Origin of the sequence: Prosthecobacter sp. (assembly GCF_044222565.1) — a bacterium.
GTDB lineage: Bacteria > Verrucomicrobiota > Verrucomicrobiia > Verrucomicrobiales > Verrucomicrobiaceae > Prosthecobacter.
Map to the genome: position 1 here is coordinate 1 of NZ_JBGANA010000002.1, position 17,890 is coordinate 17,890.

Genomic DNA, 17,890 nt, shown 5'->3' on the forward strand with positions numbered 1-17,890 from the left:
GGGAGGCAGCGAGAAGCACAAACCCTTGATGGATAAAATATTGGAGTGGCAAAAACGAACTTCGCCGAAGCAGCCTCCCGACCAATTGCCCTCTCCAGACACAGATCTCAAAAACGCTGCTTAACTTCGGTATCCGGGTTTAAACTGTTCGTAGGCCTGTTCATCAAAGGCTCCAAACATGTTTTTCCCTTCCATGTTCTCTTCGAAGCTGCTCAAAAGCTGGCCAAATCGAGCGGCCTTTTCCGGGGCGGATTTAATAGGCGTGGGGCCTTTTGAGCCAATCAGTTTGGAGAACCAGTTTTTCATGAACTTCAGCAGGATCGCTTTGCCGGGGAGCATTGAATCCAAAGGATTCAAATTTGGCAACACTCGTCGCTTGCTAACCAAAGCTTTTTTTTGCTAGAACGGGTGGATGAATTTGCTCCCGATGAAGAGCCTGTGCTACGTACACATCTGCCACGAGGCAGGGTGTGAGATCAGATGTCTGCAGCAAATGAACGCATGACTTTACGCCTTCTGCTTTCCCTCCTCCTCACCTGCACCCTGCCAGCCCAGGACCTCACCCCATTCCTCTCCCCAGACCTCGCCGATGGCTTCGATTTCCCCGTCGGCGGTCCCGACGGCACCGCTAGCTACACCGACGCCTCCACTCAGCGCCGCTATAAAAAATGGACCGTCAATGAAAACATCATTGATGCCCTCGCCCTTGAGTCCCACGAAACATGGACTGGCATCGGCACCGCCAACCAACCCGTCCACACCCTCGCAGCCGGTACCGTCACCGAAGTCAAAGACAACGAACTCTGGCTCGAGTACCGCTACCTCGAAAACGGCCAGCCCCAGCACCTCCTCGTCATCTATACCGGCATCCACGACGCCACTCTCAAATCCGGTGATGTCGTGAAGCGTCGCCAGCGCATCGCCAAAATCGCCCCTGGTTTAAACGACACTCCCGCGCACCTCACCATCACCCTGCATCATCTCCGTTACGCCGAAGCCGCCACCTGGCCCATGAGCGTTTCCCAATTCATCCGCACCCACAGGCACCTGCTTATACCCGCCAAAGAAGACCGCCTGATCATCGCCATCAAGCACACCTACCAGCTCCACGTCTGCGAAAAAGGCAAGCTCTCACTCACCCTCCCCATCGCCCTGGGCCAAGACGGCCGACAGCGCAAAACCACCGATGGCGACAACCGCACCCCCGTGGGCGAATACCGCATCACCCAAAAATCCAAAGGCCCCTTCGATGGTACCTATGGCGCCTATCTCGGCGCCGCCTGGCTTCGTCTCAACTACCCCAACGCCTACGATGCTCGCACCGCCCTCAGCGAAAACCGCATCACCCAGAAGCAGCACGTCGCCATCACCTCCGCAGCCCACCAAGGCACCATGTCCCCCCGCGGCACCCCGCTCGGCGATGGCGTCGGCATCCACGGCTGGGTCGCCGACTGGCCAGACGGCCCCCACCACCTCACTTGGGGCTGCCTTAGCTTGCGAAAAGCCGACCTCCTCCAGCTCCACGACCTCGTCCGCAACGGCACACGGGTGTTGATCGTGCCGTGAAGGATTCATTCACTTTTCACCGCCACTCATGCTTCGGATACCTCCCGCGCAGCTGTGCCTTCACCGCCGGATAACCCTCCCTCCAAAAACGGCCGATATCTCCCGTCGTCTGGATCGGCCTCTGTGCCGGCGATAGCAGGTGCACCGTCACACTGATGCGCCCCGCAGCCACCTTGGGGTTTTCGTTCACGTCATACATGTGCTGCAGCACCGCGCTCACACTCGGCGGCTGCTTCTCATCGTACACAATGCGGGCGGTTTTGCCGTTCTTCAGCGCGTAGCGTTCAGGCGCATACTTGTCCAGCATCTCGCGCTGCGAATGGCTCAGCCACTGGTGCAGGGCAGGGAAGATGTCTTTGTCCTTGAGCTGACGGTACGCGATGGCGCCGGTGCACACCTGCTCGATGATCAAATGCCGGTCCTCCTCACCGATGGCCGGGATTTCCAAATCCGGCATCCACTTGGCAAGGCAGTTCACGCGAGTGATCCACTGCTCCACTTTTTCGTTCCAGTTCGTGAGTTGCAGCCGCCCTGCAATCACTTCGGCCGCGAGCAAACTTGCTGCCGTCGATTCATCCGGCTCTCCCCGCTCGCGGCTGCTGAGAACCAGACTGCGAAAGCGCACCTCCTCCAGATTCATTACCCGGCGGTTCACCGCATCATAAGTGGCGCGGTTGCCCGTGGTGAAATCCTCAGGAAACAACTCCCTCAGCCACTCTTCCTCAATGCGCGTGCAGTTGTTCAGCTGCACCGTCAGCGCCTTGCCCTGCACCTCCACGATTTCAGAGGCGACGATCAGCCGCGGCGGGCGGATGTGCGCATCCTTTCCCAAATGCCCGCTGTAACCACCCGCAAGACGGTAAATACGACTGCCAGTGCTCGTCTCCACTCCGAGATGATCACTGAACGCCGCGAGCAGCATCTTCGCCAGCGCCGCCGGATCTGCCACCTCATCATTGATCGGCAAACCGGAGCGCTTCGCCAGTTGCAAAAACTGGTCCGCACTCCTCGCCGCCTCGCGGGAAGCGTTCGCGTGAATGCCGTAACGCGCGCACTCGTCGGCATTGAAGCCCAGCGCGTCCGCTCTCGCAAAAGCACGCAAGATTGCCTGAAACTCCGTCACATCATCGTGCTCCCACAGGTCTTCGTTTTTATGCGAAGCATTGTTTTTCCCCACCAGCAAAATGTCCCGCCCCTGCGAAGCCGCCGCACACAGCGTTGCTTCACGCAAACATCCAAACTGCGCTGCCGCCAGCAGCATGCGCGCAAAACGCGGATGCAGCGGAAACCGGCTCATCTGTCTTCCCAGCCCCGTGATTCGCCCTTCATGATCGATCGCCCCCAGGTCATGCAGCAGATTCTCCGCACGCGCCGCCGAGGCCGGTGTCGGCGCTTCAAACCAGTCAAACGGCTCACGTGAAAGCACTCGCAGCGCGAGGAATGCCTCGCTCAAATCCAGCCGCTGCACCTCAGGCAGTTCGCTCTCTGGCCGCAGCAGATGCTCCCTCTGCGTCCACAGTCGCACCGCGATACCCGGCCCCAGACGCCCCGCGCGTCCTGCACGCTGCTCCGCCGAGGCGCGGCTGATCTTCTGCACCGTGAGCGTGTTGATGCCACGGCGCGGATCATACGAGGCCGTGCGCGCCAGCCCGCCATCCACCACGGCGCGCACACCTTCAATCGTCAGCGAAGTTTCCGCCACGTTCGTACTCACGATGATCTTCGGCTGCTCGCCCGGCGTCACTGCCGCATCTTGATCCTGCGGCGTCAGTTCCCCATGCAGCGGCACAACGCGGCGACCACGCGCAAAGCTGCGCCCCTGAATCGCCGCAATGGTCTTCCTGATCTCATGCCCGCCCGGCATGAAGACCAGCATGTCACCCGAAAATCCTGGCGAAAGCGCCAGCTCCTCGCAGGCACGCGCCGCCTGGTCCCAGATCGGCTCCGGATATCCCGTCTTCAGTTGCAGCGGCGCCTGATACCGTACCTCCACGGGAAACGTGCGCCCTTCCGATTCCAGCAGCTTCGAAGGCTGCATAAACTCCACCAGCGGCCCCGACACCAGCGTGGCAGACATGACCACGATCTTCAAATCCGGCCGCCGCGTCCGCTGAAGCTGCCGTGCAAAAGCGAGCACCAGATCGCCATCCAGATGCCGCTCATGAAATTCATCGATCACAATGCAGCCCACACGCTCCAGTTGCGGATCCTCCAGCATCTGCCGCAGCATCACGCCCTCCGTCACATAGCTCAGCCGCGTTTCCTTGCTGGTGATATTCTCAAAGCGCACCTGATAGCCCACCTCGCCACCCAGCCGTGCATTCCGCTCCCGCGCCACACGCTGCGCCAGCATGCGCGCGGCGATGCGCCGAGGCTGCAGCACAATGCAACGCTTTCCCTCCGGCAGCAGGCCAGAGTCGAGAACAAACTGCGGTATCTGCGTGGATTTGCCAGACCCCGTTGGTGCTTTGATCAAAAGATTCGGCAGCGCCGGATCCAGCAGAGCGGCGGTGAAGGTCTTGCGGAGTTCAAAGATGGGAAGCGTGGCAGGGTTGGACATGGACACCCATGGTGTGGCCCACGAACCCCATGAAATACACGAAAAAATTGCCCGATCGGCACCTTCCCTGTGCGCTCAATAGTTCAGCGTCAGCATCCAGTATGCAAAGTCCGCATCATCACTCGGTCCGGTCGCTGCCAGATACGCGCCGGCAAAGAAGTGCGAGTAGCCAAACAGCATGTCCAGGTGCGGCGTTAGCTTTGCATTGATGGTAAAGTCCAGCTCGCACCCGGCGTGGCTGTTCGCATTTGGATTGATCGCGCGGACCCGCGTCGTCCCGTTGGCACGGTACCACGCGTCTCCCGTGGTGGTCAGCCAGAAGGAGTGAAAATCCAGCGTCGTCTTCACCTTCGGGTGTGGCTGTGCAGCCATGCGCAGCACCACGTTCTGCATGTTCTGCCAGGAGAAGGTGTCCATGAAGCCATACGGCGGATGATTCGTGGGGAAGAGATTTTGAAACGTGTGGTTTTGGCCGTCATTCGGGTCGCTGTCGCCGCTGCCCGCGCTGTATTCGAGTGCGAGCCGAGGCTTCCATGGGTGCTTGAGCCAGTTGTAGCCGCCCTCCAGATGGTACGCGTAGGCGGTGAGAGATTTGCCGCTGACCTGCCCCACCTGCCCGACGAGTTCCACCGAGTAATCCCAGCCCTTCAGTTTGGTGGGATCTCCTTTGTGCCGCGTGCCCAGCGTGACGAAGTTGGACGTGCCGGTCGCGGTTTCCTCATGCAAGTGGAAGGCATACAGATCCGTCGCCTGAAACGGCAGGAACTGGCTGCTGAAATACAGGCCGCTGAAGAACTGATTGCGCGTGGCCGCGTCGTCAACCCAGTCAGAGAGATTGAACTGTGAGCGGCGGATGCGCACCACGCTGGAGGTGAAGGCGTCCAGCCACCATGTCGGCGCCTGGTAGTGCAGCTTCACTGCGTCAAAGGTGCGGCTGAAGTTTTGCCACTCCAGCGGACCCACGAGGCGCTCGTCTCCATAGCTCAGCACCTGCCGGCCCATCTTCACGCTCAGCCCTTTCGCACGTCCTAGCTCGATGCTGGCCAGTCGCAGGTCAAAGGTGTCATCTCCCTCTGCACCGTTTTGCAGCGGCACATTGACGCGCTTTGAAAACGCCTCCCGCACGTCCTGCCCTTGCACGGCGATCTTGATCCAGTCCTCCGGCTGCCACTCCACCCCCAGCCGCACCCGCATCAGCAGAAAGGTGTCGTCCGTCACCGAGTTGCGGCTGGAGTCGAAGTCGTAAGTGTTGTTGCGCGTCTCCGCGCGGGTGCGCGCCTGAAAGTTCCATTTCAACTGATCGGCGATACCTTCGCCGCAGGCGCGGGAGGCCAGGAGCACTAAAAGAGGCAGGAGCAGAGAGAGGCGCATGAAATCCACGTCTCCTTCATGCTTCAGCAAGACGAAAATAGACTTTCAGCATGGCATCCATGCTGGCTGGTTATAAAGGGTGCGTCATGCTGAAACGGCATTAAAACGATAACCAAATGCGATTTTAGTTATGCATGTCGGGTGCGTATTGAATGGCTGCGCCAGCGGGCGCTCCATTCATGAACTACGACGCGCTTATCATCGGTGCCGGACCCGCTGGGTCCAGTGCAGCGGCCATCCTGGCCGAATACGGCCACAAGGTGCTCATCCTCGAGCGCGAAAAATTTCCACGCTACCACATCGGCGAATCGCTCATTCCCTTCACCTTCGGGCCGTTGCAGCGGCTGGGCATGATTCCGAAGATGAAGCAGTCCCACTTTGTGAGGAAGTACAGCGTGGCCTTCGTGCAGCCGAATGGCAAAGCCTCGCAGCCCTTCTATTTCTTCAACCGCTATGACCGCGAAAGCGTGGCGCAAACCTGGCAGGTGCTGCGCTCCGAGTTCGACCAGATGCTGCTGGATAACGCACGCGAGAAAGGCGCGGAAGTGAAGGAAGAAACCACCGTGCTGGAACTGATCAGGGAGGACGGCCGCGTGGCCGGCGCGCGCGCGAAGGACAAGGACGGCAACGTCTCCGAATACCAGGCCAAGATTACGCTGGACTGCACCGGCAAGGAGGCCTTTACCGCCACGCGGAACGGCTGGCGCATGCGCGATCCTTACCTGAACAAGGTGGCTGTGTGGACGTACTACAAAGGCTCCGCCCGCGAACCCGGCATCGACGAAGGCCAGACCATGGTGGCCTACATCCCGGACAAGGGCTGGTTCTGGCACATCCCTCAGCACGATGACATGGTCAGCGTTGGCGTGGTGGCCGAAGGCAAATACCTCACCCGTGGCGGCGTGAAGGATCCGAAGGAAATCTTCAACCGCGAGGTGGAGGAAAACCAGTGGATTAAGGAGCATCTGGGCACGGGTGTCTCGAATGGTGAATACCGCCTCACCAGCGAGTACTCGCATCATGCGCGTCATTGTGCCGGGCCGGGGCTCCTGCTGGTGGGAGACTCTTTTGCATTCCTTGACCCCGTCTTCAGCAGCGGCGTCATGCTTGCGCTGAAGTGTGGCGTGCTTTCTGCCGAAACCATACACCAGGGCCTGCTCGATGGCGATCTTTCCCCCGAACGTTTCACGGAATACGGCGCCACCATCCGTCAGGGAGTGGAGAACATGCGCAAGCTCGTCTATGCCTTCTACAATCCCGACTTTTCCTTCCGGGAGGTCATCAAGCGCTTCCCCGATGCCGGAGGCGCCATCACCGACTGCCTCTCCGGCGATGTAAACAAGGACTTCAGCGTGCTCTGGAGCCAGATCCGCGAGTTTGTGCCGCTGCCGGATGACCTGCCCTACGGCGAGCCGCTGCTGGCGGCGTGAGCCGCCCCTGCCGCAGGATGAAATCTGGCCAGTCTTGGGCGCAAGCAATGACCTCATCCGTGCGGACTCGGCACAGCGATGGACTACACGCTCAGCTGAGGCTCCGCATCCGGCTCAGGTTCGGGCTTGTAAGTGCCGGAGCCCACGAGACGCTCGAAGATGGGCGAGGCCATAAGCGTGGTGACGACGGCCATGATCACGAGCGTGGCAAACAGCCCCTCGGAAATGATGCCGCGCTGAAGGCCGATGTTGATGATGATCAGCTCCATGAGTCCGCGGGCGTTCATGAGAATGCCGATGCCCATGGCCTCGCGGCCGGAGATGCCCGTGGCGCGTGCGGCCAGCGTGCAGGCCATCCACTTGCCCAGCACCGCAGCGGCCAGGACGGCCAGGCACATGCCCCAGAGGTACCAGGTGTTGAGCAGGCCGATTTTGGTGTTCAGGCCGGAGTAGGTGAAGAAGAGCGGCAGCAGCAGCGCCACGGCCAGCGGCTGGATGCGGGCGCAGAGATCGCGCACCATGATGCCACGCGGCATCGCTGCGCCCATAATGAAGGCACCAAACACCGCGTGCAGACCGACCATGTCGGTGAACCAGGCGCCGAGAGACATCATCGCCAAACCGATAACGAGCCCCGCGTCGCTGAGCTTGTCTTTTTCAATCAGCAGGTGGGAGAGGCGCGCCAGCAGCGGGCGGATGATGAACAGCGCCACGGTGACAAAGCCCAGCGCGCCGCCGATGTTGTAAAGTGCGTGGCCGATGTTGTGCTCAAAGCTGGCGAGCACCACGGCCAGGAGGATCCACGCGGTGGCGTCGTCAATGGCACCCGCGCCGATGGCCACGGTGCCCATGGTGGTGCCTGTCAGTCCTTTGAAGTGAATGATGCGCGCCAGCATGGGGAAGGCGGTGATGCACATGGATGCCCCCAGGAAGAGCATGGCCTCGGTGAGAGAGGTCTTTTTCGGGAAGAGCTCCGTGTGGTGGTAGAGCACCCAGGCCAGGCCTGCGCCAAGCAGGAATGGCGTCACCATGCCTGCAATGGAGACGGCCACGCTGCTCTTGAGCCGCCTGCTGACGATGTCCATGCGAAACTCCATGCCGACGATGAACATGTACAGTGCCAGCCCGAGCTGCGAGGCGGGAAAGAGATAGCAGGAGGTGTCGCGGAGCTTCTGCGCCTTGTCCCATGGGAAGAGCCACTGCTGCCACTCCGGAGCCAGCAGGCCAAAGAGCGAGGGACCTAGCAGCACGCCGGTGATCATCTCCGCCACCACCTGGGGCTGGCCAAAGCGCGCCGCGATGGCTCCCACCACCCTGCAGGCCAGCAGGATGACGGCGATCTGGAGGAAGAATTGTACGGCGAGTGAGACGTTGTTCATGGGGATGGCATCACTTTTCATTCCGATTCCGCAGTAACGAAAATAGAGTTTCGCTATGCCTTTGATGCCGATTCGGTATAATGTGTTTTCCCCATGGAACTGCGACATTTGAAATACTTTCAGGCTGTGGCGGAGGAGCTGAGCTTCTCGCGTGCGGCACGGCGTCTTCGCATCGCCCAGCCGGCGCTGAGTCGTGCAGTGCAGGAACTGGAGCGCGAGCTGGGCGCACAGCTCATCGAGCGCGAGCGCCGCTCGCCTCGTCTCACGCCTGCGGGCGCGGTGCTTTTGCATGAGACCGGCCTCATCCTGGAGCGGCTGGACGAGGCACTGCGTCGTGTGCATCGCACTGCCAAGGGCGAAGAAGGGGAGCTGCGCCTGGGCTACATCGGACCGCCCACGCGTCCGTTCCTCTCACGCCTGCTCAAGGAGTATGGCAGACGCTACCCGCGCGTGACGGTGATCCTGGAGGAGCGCACCCCGGAACGCGTGTGGGAGATGGTGTCAAAGGGGCGGCTCTCAGTTGGCCTGACACGGCCCGTGCTCGCGCATGATGCGCTGGGCCTGCAGACGCTCCTGTTGCGGGAGGAAAAATTCTGCGCCGCCGTGCCGCTGGATCATCCCTGGGCCCGGCTGAATTCACTGCCTTGGAAAAAGCTGGCCGGAGAGCCGCTGATCATCCTGGCCCGGCGTGAGGGCGCAGGCTCTCACGATGCCATACAGGCCGCCTGTCAGGCAGCGGGCTTCGCCCCCCGTGTAAAGCACATGCCCAGCCTCATCGGCACGGTCCTGCAGTACGTGGAGTCAGGGGCCGGGGTGGGTGTGGTGCCGGAGAGCACCGCCAGCAAAAATCTGACGCTCATTCCCCTCAAGCCGCAGCAAACCATCCCGCTCGTGATGGTCTGGGCCAAGGAAGGGGATGATCCCGCCGTGGCAGCATTTCGCGGAATGGTGCGCGAGTGGTTGAGAGATGGCAAGCTGTGGGAATAGCGCATTCATCGTGATCGTCCTCCTATCGAACTCGTCCTCGATCATTGCGCGCCTGACACCCTTGGAGGAATGGGGACGAGTAGGATAGGCGGCGCGTTGGCCCCCTTGGAAATGCGTTGCACCTTCGTTACGCCAGTGCTCCTTTCGCACCCCCTTGCCGGTGGCAATCCAGTCATTCGGCAGCCCCCCAACATCCAATCGTAATACCCACCATGTCAGCCGACCCCAAAGCAGCCATCGCGCAAATGGAAAAGATCGTTTCCCTCTGCAAGCGCCGCGGCTTCATCTTTCAAAGCAGCGAAATCTACGGCGGCTGCGGCGGCGTCTGGGACTACGGCCCCCTCGGTGCCGAACTCAAGCGCAACCTGCGCAACGTCTGGTGGAACACCATGACCCGTGAGCGCGAAGACGTCCTCGGCCTGGACGCCAGCATCCTCATGAATCCCGCCATCTGGAAGGCCAGCGGCCACGTGGACACCTTCGCCGACCTCATGCGTGAGTGCTCGCTCACCAATAAGCGCGTGCGTGCGGACCATGTAGAGCCGCAGGACGGCGTCGTCATGAACTACAGCGGTGCTAAATCACCCACCGGCTGGAAGCTCGCCCGCCCCATCGCCGTGCTCATGAAAAAAGGCGAGCACATCGAAAGCCTGCGCAAGCGCGTGCGCACCCTCATCGCCTCCAATGCCGGTGAAGCCGCTGGCAAGGTGGAGGAGATCGAGCTCCTCGACGAAGCCAAAGGCGACACCCTGGAGCACACCATCGACTTCCACCCGGAAACCGGAGGTGCTCTCGGCGAGGCACGTCCCTTCAATCTCATGCTCAAGACCTACCTCGGCCCCACCGCGACCGAGGCGGACGTCACCTATCTGCGCCCCGAAACCGCGCAGGCCATCTTCGCGCAGTTCAAAAACGTCTATGACTCCAGCCGCATGAAGGTGCCTTTCGGCATCGGCCAGATCGGCAAGGCCTTCCGCAACGAAGTCACACCGAAGAACTTCACCTTCCGCAGCCGCGAATTTGAGCAGATGGAGCTCGAGTTCTTCATCAAGCCCGACGAAGCCGTTGAGATCATCAGTGGCGAAGTCGCCGCCTGGAGTGAAGGTGCCGACCTCAGCGAGCCCAAGCCCAACTGGGGCTGGCAGATGTGGCACCGCTACTGGGTCGATCAGCGCACCAAATTCTACGAAGGCATCGGCCTCGGCGATGTGCTCGAGTACTACTGGCAGACGCCGGAAGACCTCGCCCATTACGCCCGCGCCTGCGTGGACATCCTTTGCGAATTCCCCTTCGGCACCGAAGAACTCGAAGGCATCGCCGCTCGTGGCGACTTCGATTTGTCCGCGCATCAAACCGCCAGCACCAAGTCCCAGGAAATCTTCGACGAAGAACTCAAGACCGCTGCTGCGAAGCTCACCGACGAGCAGAAGGAAGCCCTCATTCAGAAGCGCCTCGCAGCCGAAGCCGCGAAGACCAAGGGCGAGCCGATGCCCGAGGCCGCCGTGCGTGCCTGGTTCGAGCGTCTCTTCAAAGGCAACTACGTCCCCCACGTCATCGAGCCCTCCGCCGGTCTCGACCGCATGGCGCTCGCCGTCATTGCCAAGGCCTTCTCCGAAACCGAGAAGGTGGATGACAAGGGCAAGAAGGAGATCATCACCGTTCTCCGCCTGCATCCGCGCGTCGCTCCTATCAAGGTCGGCGTCTTCCCGCTGCTCAAGAACAAGCCCGAGCTCGTCGCCAAGGCCCGCGAAGTCTATGCCCTCCTCAAGAAGCACATGAACTGCTTCTACGACGAGACCGCCTCCATCGGCCGCCGCTACGCCCGTCAGGACGAAGCAGGCACCCCCTTCGGCGTCACCATCGACTTCGAAACCTGCGGCGAAAAAGGCCCCGAACTCCTCGACACCGTGACCCTGCGCCATCGCGACAGCAATGAGCAGGAGCGTGTGAAGATCAGCGATCTCCTCGGGAAGCTGCTGCCGCTGGTGTCGTAAGACAAGTCCAGGAGGGGGATCATCTTGATCCCCCATTTTGGAAGAGTTGAGTGAAAACGGCGCGTAGAGGGATCGAGATGATCCCTCTCCTCATTTCTTGCTTCGCTCCACTGCTTTACTTTGCCTGGATCGCCGCCCCCACCAGTTCAGCAATCCGCTGTGCTCCTTCGCCGTTGGGATGAACCGTGTCAGGAAACCAAGTTTTGTTTTCCAGCAACGGTGTGTGCAGATCGATCAACCCAATTCCCGCCATCTGCGCGGCCTGCTTGATGGCCGGGATAACTTCGTCGCGGATCACGTCTTCGGTGATGCCCCAGTTGCCGGGAAACGCGGGCGGCGGCAGGCAGGCATAGATTTGGGGGTGGCTCGGCAGTGCCTGGAACTCTTTGATCATGGCCACGTAGTCGCCGATAAATTCGTTTTTACGGACGGACCAGATGGCGGTCTTGGAATCATTGGTTCCGAGAGCGATGATGACTACATTCGGGCTGGAGCTGAGTGCAGGATGATGATCGAATGGATCCGCTTTCCTCAGCATCGTGCGTCCACCCACGCCAAAGTTTTGTACGGTGAAATTCGCTCCCAGAGTCTCCTGCAATTTCGCCGGGTAGCTGTCTTTCTTCGGATTCTGAGTGCCGATGCCCTCGGTGATGCTGTCACCCACACACGCCACGCGAATGAGATCAGCCGCCCTGCTTTCAGTCGGTAATTGGAAGGCGGCGAAGGCGAAGAAAAGAGCGGTGAAGCAAAGTCGATTCATTTGGTTGGAGATAAAACGGCTCGAACGATTTGCACGTAACACATCGGTTCTTTTTGAAAACAGTGCGGAGCCAGCCATCACGGGCGATTTGTTAAAGCAGCCTTCCCATCCTCCGCTCGATCAGGCTCGCTTCAGGCACCCCTGAACATGCTAAATGCAACATTGGGCCGGGTGTCGGCTTATAGATTGCCTCCCAGCCGCCATGAACCCCACGACCACAACCGCTCGCCGCTCGTTTCTGAAGACCACCGCCGCCGCGGCCTCCACGCTCATTCTGCCCTCCGGGCTGCTGCGCGGCCAGACGACGAGCAAGCTCAAGGTCGGCTTCATCGGCATGGGCGGGCAGATCCAGGGGCATGTGGCAAAGATCCTGCAACTCGGCCACAACGTCGGTGCTCTTTGCGATGTGGATGCGGCGCAGATCGAAAGCTCCAAGAAACGCCGCGGCGAAGGCGTGGCAGACGCAGCAATGTATAGCGACTACCGCGTGCTTCTTGAAAAGGAGAGGTCGCTCGATGCCATCGTCATCGCTACGCCCGACCACTGGCACGCACCCATCTGCCGCGCCGTCATGCAGGCCGGCAAACACGTGTACTGCGAGAAGCCGCTCACGCACACCATCGCGGAGGCACGCGAGCTGCGCGAGATGTCACGCACAGCGAAGGTGATCACGCAGACGGGCAATCAAGGCAGTGCCTCGCCGAATCTGCGCCGCAGCATGGAGCTGATCGCTGCAGGCTTCTTTGGTGCCATCAGCGACATCCACGTCTGGCATCCCACGCATAGCTGGCCCAGTGGCGAGGAGCGTCCTGCGGGCGGAGATCCCATTCCCGCCACGCTTGACTGGGACTTCTGGCTCGGCACGGCGCCTGAGCGTGGCTACAAGGCGGGCATCTACCATCCCGCCAAGTGGCGTGGTTGGTATGACTTTGGCAACGGCTCGCTCGGCGACTTCTGCTGCCACGGCTTCAACATGCCCGTGCGTGCCCTGAACCTCGACTATCCGACGCGCATCGAGATCACCGGTACCGGACTGGGCAAGGAGAGCTTTGCCTCAGCCTGCACGGTGCATTTTCATTTCGCTGCGCGTGATGGGCGCGGTCCTGTTCGCCTGCACTTCTACACTGGCGGTGATCTGCCACCTGCCGACGTCACGGCTCCGCTCATCGGCACCTTTGGCAGTCTGCCGCGCACCGGCTGCCTGCTCATCGGCGATCAAGGCCAGCTCCAGAGCGGCCTGTGGAACTCCGACTGCTACATCAAGCTCAACATCGATGCGAAATTCACCGGCGCGGACAATCATCCCGCCGCCAAGAAGATTCCCATCACGCTGCCACGCGTGAAAGGCCACATCGACGAATGGATCGACGCCATCCAGGGCGGGCCCAAAGTTTTTGCCGACTTCGATCTCGGCGGCCACCTCACCGAAATCGGTCTCTCCGGCATCGTCGCCCTGCGCCTGCAAAAGAACATCGACTGGGACGGCCCCAACTTGAAAGTCCCCGGCATGCCTGATGCGGACAAGTTCATCCGCAAAGCGGAGCGTGCAAAGTATGGGCGGGCGTGACGTGCTGCTACCTCACCCAAAAACCTTCGTCACCACCTTCGGATTTTCCACGCCCGTGAGCCTCTGATCCAGCCCCTGAAACTTAAATGTCAGCCGCTCATGATCTAAGCCCGCCGCAGCGAGGATCGTCGCATGCAGGTCATGCACACTCACTTTATCCATCGCCGCCTTGAAGCCGATCTCGTCGCTCTCGCCGTGGTGGTAGCCGCCCTTCACGCCGCCTCCACACATCCACACGGTGAACGCATGCGGGTTGTGATCACGCCCCGGCTTCGCGGCTTTTTGGGAGATGGGCAGGCGACCGAATTCACCGCCCCAGATGATGAGCGTCTGATCCAGCAGCCCACGCTGCTCCAGATCGGCGATGAGCGCCGCCACGGGTTGGTCGCTCTCAAGCGCAAAGCCGCGATGATTCCCCGCGATGTCATTGTGACCGTCCCAGCTCTGCTGGTTCTCCATGCCGCCGGAGTAGATCTGGATGAAGCGCACACCGCGCTCCACCATGCGACGCGCGGTGAGACACTGCGCGGCGAAGTGGCCGCAGTGCTTCTCGTTCAAGCCGTAGAGCTTCTGGATGTGCTCCGGCTCGCCCTTCACATCAAAGGCCTCCGGCGCAGCCGTCTGCATGCGGTAGGCCAGCTCGAAGCTCTCGATGCGCGCATTCAACTCACTCTCGATCGGCGACTCCGCCAGTGCACCGCGATTCAGCTGCGCGAGCAGATCCAATTGCGCACGCTGCCGCTTCGTCGTCAGTGAGGCTGGCACCGCCAAGTTCTCAATCGGTGCCCCCTTCGGCTTCAGCCAGGTGCCTTGATAAATGCTCGGTAGAAATCCCGCTCCCCAGTTCGCCGCGCTTCCTTTGGGCAGGCCTCGATTCAGCGGATCACTCATCACCACAAACGAGGGCAGGGAATCGCTCTCGCTGCCCAGGCCATAGTTCACCCACGAGCCCACACAGGGGTAGCCCATGCGCGTGGCACCCGTGTTCATCATGAAGAGCGCAGGCGAGTGATTGTTGGAGCCCGTCCAGCACGAGTGGATGAAGCACATCTTGTCCACATGCATCGCCGTCTTCGGAAAGATCTCGCTCGCCCACGTGCCGCTTTGCCCATGCTGCTTCCACTCAAACGGCGACGCCATCAGCGGCCCCACCGAGCCAGGGAAAAAGCCCGTCTTCGGATCAAAGCCATCCAGCACCTTGCCGTCGCGCTTCTTCAGCTCTGGCTTGTAGTCCCACGTATCCACCTGCGAAGGCCCGCCATTGGTGAAAATCCAGATGATCGACTTCGCCTTGCCCATGTGCATCGGCTGTTTCGGCGCAAAGGGATTCAGCGAAGCTGCCGCGCGTCCTTCACGGTCCAGCATCGCCGCTGCAGCCAGCATGCCAAAGCCACCGCCAGCGCGTTGCAGCAGATGGCGGCGGGAAAGGGGTGGAAATGTGTTCATGTTGTCAGTCATCCGGGGTTCAGTTCACGTACACCATTTCATTCAGGCTCAGCAGCACCTGGCAGTAGTCCGCCGCCGTGCCTCCGCTTTGAATAAAGGCCAGTCCTTGGGCCAGCTCCTCCGCCTTCGGCGCACGGTGAAAGCAAATAGCATAAGCTTTCACGATCTGCTGCTTCACATCTCCCGCACTCGCGATGCGTTTGGCCAGCCCCTCCGCCCACGTGCGTGCCTGCGGGCTGTTCATGAGGATCAGCGCCTGCGGTGCCACGGTGGTCGTCGGGCGGCTGCCCTGGCTCACCAGCGGCTCCGGCAGATCAAAGGCCACCATGCTGCCCATCAGCACACTGCGCTTGATGGTGAAGTAAATGCTGCGCCGCTTGCTGTTCTCATCGCGTGTCCCAGGGCCAAACATCGTCTCATCCAGCGTGCCGCTCACCGCCAGCATGGAGTCACGGATCGCCTCCGCCTCCAGCCGCTGCGGCACGCGCCGCATGCACAGCGCATTCGCCGGATCAGCCGCCTCCTTTTCCACACTGCGCTGCGTGCTTTGCCGGTACGCCTGCGAGTTCACAATCAGCCGGTGCACCGGTTTCAACTGCCACCCATTCGCGATCAGTTTTCTCGCCAGCCAGTCCAGCAGCTCCGGCTGCGAGGGCGCCGTGCCCGTCTTGCCAAAATCATTCGGCGTCGCCACTAGGCCCGTGCCAAAATGGTGCTGCCACAGCCGGTTCACGATCACCCGCGCCAGCAACGCCCCTGCGCCTTTATCCACATCCGTGATCCAGTTGGAAAGGGTGCGCCTCCTCCCCGAATACTTCGCCCCCGCCGGCGGCTGCCACTGCCAGCGCTTCGCATCGCCAGGTGTCGAGAGCGCCTGCATAAAGCCCTGCTGCGCCTCGCCATCCTTCATGTCCGTGCTGCCGCGTTTCAGGAAGTACGTCTTTTCAAAAAACGGCCCGCCCTGCGTGTGCATCACGATGGGATCGTAGCCCTCACCGCAGATCATCATGCGCGTGGCACCCGCCTGCAGCGGCGTGCTCTTGTCCTTTGCCATCACCGTCACCGCCGAGGTCACACGGTCTGGCCACACATCCACGTTGCTGCGCGTCGTCGTCGTAAAAGTGCTCAGCATCTGGTAGTAGTCGCGCATCGGCAGCGGATCAAACTTATGGTCATGGCAGCGCGCGCAGCCCACCGTCAGTCCCAGCATCGCACCGCCCGTCGTGCTCAGCATGTCGTCCATCGCATCGTAGCGCGTGCGCTCCACCTCATTCGCCGTGATCTGCGAGGGAAACACCCCCGCCCCCAGAAAGCCCGTAGCAGCCAGCGCCAGCGGATTTTGCGGCTCATACTCATCCCCCGCGAGCTGCCATTTCACAAACGTATCGTATGGCATGTCCTGGTTCAGCGCCTTGATCACAAAGTCGCGATAATGAAACGCAAACGGCCGGTCGTAGTCCTGCTCAAAGCCCGTGCTCTCCGCAAAGCGCGCCACATCCAGCCAGTGCCGCGCCCAGCGCTCGCCATAACGCGGAGACGCCAGCAGCTTGTCGGCGATCTCATTTAAATCGCCCTCATCCGCCCCCTCCGGCGGCGGCAGCCCCGTCAGGTCCAGGTACAGCCTGCGCACCAGCGTCGCCTTGTCCGCCGGCGGATTAAACTTCATCCCCTTCGCATGCTTCAGCAGCAGCTCATCAATGGAATTCGCCTTCACCTTAGCCAACGGTAGAAATGACCACCATTGCCGGTCCTCATTCGTCACCACCGACGCATCCCGCTTCGGCTTCTTTCCCGCCACCAGCGGCTCCGCATACGGTGCACCATCGTTGATCCACGCCGTGATCTTCGCGATCACCTCCGCCGAGAGCTTCGGCCGATCATCCGGCATGTGTGGCTCCTTCGCATGATTGATCTGCTCTACCAGCACGCTGCCCGCCGCATCAAACGGCACCACCACCGTGCCATGCGCGCCCCCGCGTAACAATTCCTCTCGCGTCGCCATATCCAGCCCGCTTTTCACCTTTTCGCCCCCATGGCAGCGCAGGCAGTGCTCTTTCAGCAGCCCCGCCACTTCCTCCTGAAACAACTTCAGTCCCCGCTCCATCCGCACCGCATGATCTGCCGGCAAAGTGGGAGCCGCCACGAGCAGCGCAGGGAAGAGCAGGAGAAAAACAAAAAACCGGTGCATAAGGGTGAGGACGCTGGATGAACCAACGCCAGCCGCCTGTGCCTGTTTTTGTTTGTTTTGTGTCTTATCCTGCTGGCATGCCGACAGGGAGGGCGTTTTCTGCTTTGGGCGTTCGCGATGACGGCGTGTCTAATTTTGGTGCCGCGATGTCCAAACACGAGCAAACACCACCTCCATCCATTCAGGGGAAGGCTTTCATCCAAGGTCAGAGGTGTCCAAGGGGATAGGCAGTGGCGCCAGATCAGGTACAACAAATGAGCATCTGGCCTCGGGAGACATGATGAGATCGTGCGAATAGAAGAGCAACGGAGTGCGTTTGCTCGCAAGCTGGTGCTGGGCGTCGAAAAATGCATCGGCGCTTTCTGCCGGGCCGAACTGGCTCAAGGCGGTGTAAACAAGCTGAAGCCAGACCCGCGTCATTGTCTCGTGATAGCCACCCGTGGGAGTGTCTTGTATGCCTTTTGCAGCGTTGTAAGCCTTGATGCCCGCACGCAGTTGCGCCAAGGCGTCAGGAAAGGAAAGGCGCTGCAAATAAAGGTAGGCGACCTTCAGATGGGCGCGGTGTGTCCACTGTTCACGTGGCAGGGAGTGATCCTCGAAGCGGCGGAGATGTTCCTCGTCGTTCATGGACCCACTTCAGCC

13 protein-coding genes are annotated in these 17,890 nt (G+C 60.8%); 5 read left to right on the forward strand and 8 right to left on the reverse strand.

Going from position 1 to position 17,890, the window contains the following annotated elements:
• Positions 1–120 precede the first annotated feature (120 nt).
• Entirely contained in the window at positions 121–339 is a 219-nt protein-coding gene (locus ACILSR_RS02340; protein WP_395748115.1) for a hypothetical protein, read from the reverse strand.
• 162 nt (positions 340–501) lie between these two features.
• On the opposite strand from ACILSR_RS02340, the gene ACILSR_RS02345 reads away from it, so the two are divergent.
• Positions 502–1,566, forward strand: a complete 1,065-nt coding sequence (locus tag ACILSR_RS02345) for a L,D-transpeptidase family protein (RefSeq protein ID WP_395748116.1) — start codon at positions 502–504, stop codon at positions 1,564–1,566.
• Positions 1,567–1,582: 16 nt separating this feature from the next.
• On the opposite strand, the gene hrpB is transcribed toward ACILSR_RS02345, so the two are convergent.
• Together hrpB and ACILSR_RS02355 are read right to left on the reverse strand one after the other, a co-directional pair.
• Positions 1,583–4,126, reverse strand: a complete 2,544-nt coding sequence (gene hrpB, locus ACILSR_RS02350; protein WP_395748117.1) for an ATP-dependent helicase HrpB — start codon at positions 4,124–4,126, stop codon at positions 1,583–1,585.
• A gap of 75 nt (positions 4,127–4,201) precedes the next feature.
• On the reverse strand, positions 4,202–5,527 hold the full coding sequence (locus ACILSR_RS02355) for an alginate export family protein (RefSeq protein ID WP_395748118.1): 1,326 nt from the start codon (positions 5,525–5,527) through the stop codon (positions 4,202–4,204).
• A 149-nt stretch (positions 5,528–5,676) separates the two neighbouring features.
• On the opposite strand from ACILSR_RS02355, the gene ACILSR_RS02360 reads away from it, so the two are divergent.
• Positions 5,677–6,927, forward strand: coding sequence for an NAD(P)/FAD-dependent oxidoreductase (locus tag ACILSR_RS02360; RefSeq protein ID WP_395748119.1), 1,251 nt, complete (start codon positions 5,677–5,679; stop codon positions 6,925–6,927).
• Positions 6,928–7,010: 83 nt separating this feature from the next.
• On the opposite strand, the gene ACILSR_RS02365 is transcribed toward ACILSR_RS02360, so the two are convergent.
• A complete protein-coding gene (locus ACILSR_RS02365) occupies positions 7,011–8,306 on the reverse strand; it encodes a cation:proton antiporter (RefSeq protein ID WP_395748120.1) in 1,296 nt (431 codons plus the stop codon).
• Positions 8,307–8,399: 93 nt separating this feature from the next.
• Between ACILSR_RS02365 and ACILSR_RS02370 the strand changes: the two genes are divergently transcribed.
• Both ACILSR_RS02370 and ACILSR_RS02375 read left to right on the forward strand, forming a co-directional pair.
• Positions 8,400–9,293 (forward strand): LysR family transcriptional regulator, encoded by an 894-nt coding sequence (locus ACILSR_RS02370; protein WP_395748121.1) that lies wholly within the window; start codon positions 8,400–8,402, stop codon positions 9,291–9,293.
• Between the two features lie 212 nt (positions 9,294–9,505).
• Positions 9,506–11,287 (forward strand): glycine--tRNA ligase, encoded by a 1,782-nt coding sequence (locus tag ACILSR_RS02375; RefSeq protein WP_395748122.1) that lies wholly within the window; start codon positions 9,506–9,508, stop codon positions 11,285–11,287.
• Between the two features lie 115 nt (positions 11,288–11,402).
• Here the strand turns inward: ACILSR_RS02375 and ACILSR_RS02380 are convergent, their stop codons facing one another.
• Positions 11,403–12,125, reverse strand: a complete 723-nt coding sequence (locus ACILSR_RS02380; RefSeq protein ID WP_395748123.1) for a GDSL-type esterase/lipase family protein — start codon at positions 12,123–12,125, stop codon at positions 11,403–11,405.
• A 124-nt stretch (positions 12,126–12,249) separates the two neighbouring features.
• Here ACILSR_RS02380 and ACILSR_RS02385 point away from each other — a divergent pair, with 124 nt between their 5' ends.
• Entirely contained in the window at positions 12,250–13,614 is a 1,365-nt protein-coding gene (locus tag ACILSR_RS02385; RefSeq protein ID WP_395748124.1) for a Gfo/Idh/MocA family protein, read from the forward strand.
• Positions 13,615–13,626: 12 nt separating this feature from the next.
• Here the strand turns inward: ACILSR_RS02385 and ACILSR_RS02390 are convergent, their stop codons facing one another.
• The 3 genes from ACILSR_RS02390 to ACILSR_RS02400 all read right to left on the reverse strand — a co-directional run bounded on the left by ACILSR_RS02390 (position 13,627) and on the right by ACILSR_RS02400 (position 17,875).
• Positions 13,627–15,060 carry a DUF1501 domain-containing protein gene (locus ACILSR_RS02390; protein WP_395748125.1) on the reverse strand — a complete coding sequence of 478 codons (1,434 nt, stop codon included), beginning with the start codon at positions 15,058–15,060 and terminating at the stop codon, positions 13,627–13,629.
• A 19-nt stretch (positions 15,061–15,079) separates the two neighbouring features.
• Positions 15,080–17,248: a PSD1 and planctomycete cytochrome C domain-containing protein gene (locus ACILSR_RS02395; RefSeq protein ID WP_395748126.1), complete on the reverse strand. Its 2,169-nt coding sequence runs from the start codon at positions 17,246–17,248 to the stop codon at positions 15,080–15,082.
• Positions 17,249–17,443: 195 nt separating this feature from the next.
• Positions 17,444–17,875 carry a hypothetical protein gene (locus ACILSR_RS02400; protein ID WP_395748127.1) on the reverse strand — a complete coding sequence of 144 codons (432 nt, stop codon included), beginning with the start codon at positions 17,873–17,875 and terminating at the stop codon, positions 17,444–17,446.
• Positions 17,876–17,890: the final 15 nt, after the last annotated feature.

Bases quoted from the DNA above. Each gene is read 5' to 3' on its own strand.
- ACILSR_RS02340 (WP_395748115.1), bottom strand. From the start codon at position 339: ATGCTCCCCGGCAAAGCGATCCTGCTGAAGTTCATGAAAAACTGGTTC.
- ACILSR_RS02345 (WP_395748116.1), top strand. From the start codon at position 502: ATGACTTTACGCCTTCTGCTTTCCCTCCTCCTCACCTGCACCCTGCCA.
- hrpB (WP_395748117.1), bottom strand. From the start codon at position 4,126: ATGTCCAACCCTGCCACGCTTCCCATCTTTGAACTCCGCAAGACCTTC.
- ACILSR_RS02360 (WP_395748119.1), top strand. From the start codon at position 5,677: ATGAACTACGACGCGCTTATCATCGGTGCCGGACCCGCTGGGTCCAGT.
- ACILSR_RS02365 (WP_395748120.1), bottom strand. From the start codon at position 8,306: ATGAACAACGTCTCACTCGCCGTACAATTCTTCCTCCAGATCGCCGTC.
- ACILSR_RS02370 (WP_395748121.1), top strand. From the start codon at position 8,400: ATGGAACTGCGACATTTGAAATACTTTCAGGCTGTGGCGGAGGAGCTG.
- ACILSR_RS02375 (WP_395748122.1), top strand. From the start codon at position 9,506: ATGTCAGCCGACCCCAAAGCAGCCATCGCGCAAATGGAAAAGATCGTT.
- ACILSR_RS02380 (WP_395748123.1), bottom strand. From the start codon at position 12,125: ATGGCTGGCTCCGCACTGTTTTCAAAAAGAACCGATGTGTTACGTGCA.
- ACILSR_RS02385 (WP_395748124.1), top strand. From the start codon at position 12,250: ATGAACCCCACGACCACAACCGCTCGCCGCTCGTTTCTGAAGACCACC.
- ACILSR_RS02390 (WP_395748125.1), bottom strand. From the start codon at position 15,060: ATGAACACATTTCCACCCCTTTCCCGCCGCCATCTGCTGCAACGCGCT.
- ACILSR_RS02395 (WP_395748126.1), bottom strand. From the start codon at position 17,248: ATGCACCGGTTTTTTGTTTTTCTCCTGCTCTTCCCTGCGCTGCTCGTG.
- ACILSR_RS02400 (WP_395748127.1), bottom strand. From the start codon at position 17,875: ATGAACGACGAGGAACATCTCCGCCGCTTCGAGGATCACTCCCTGCCA.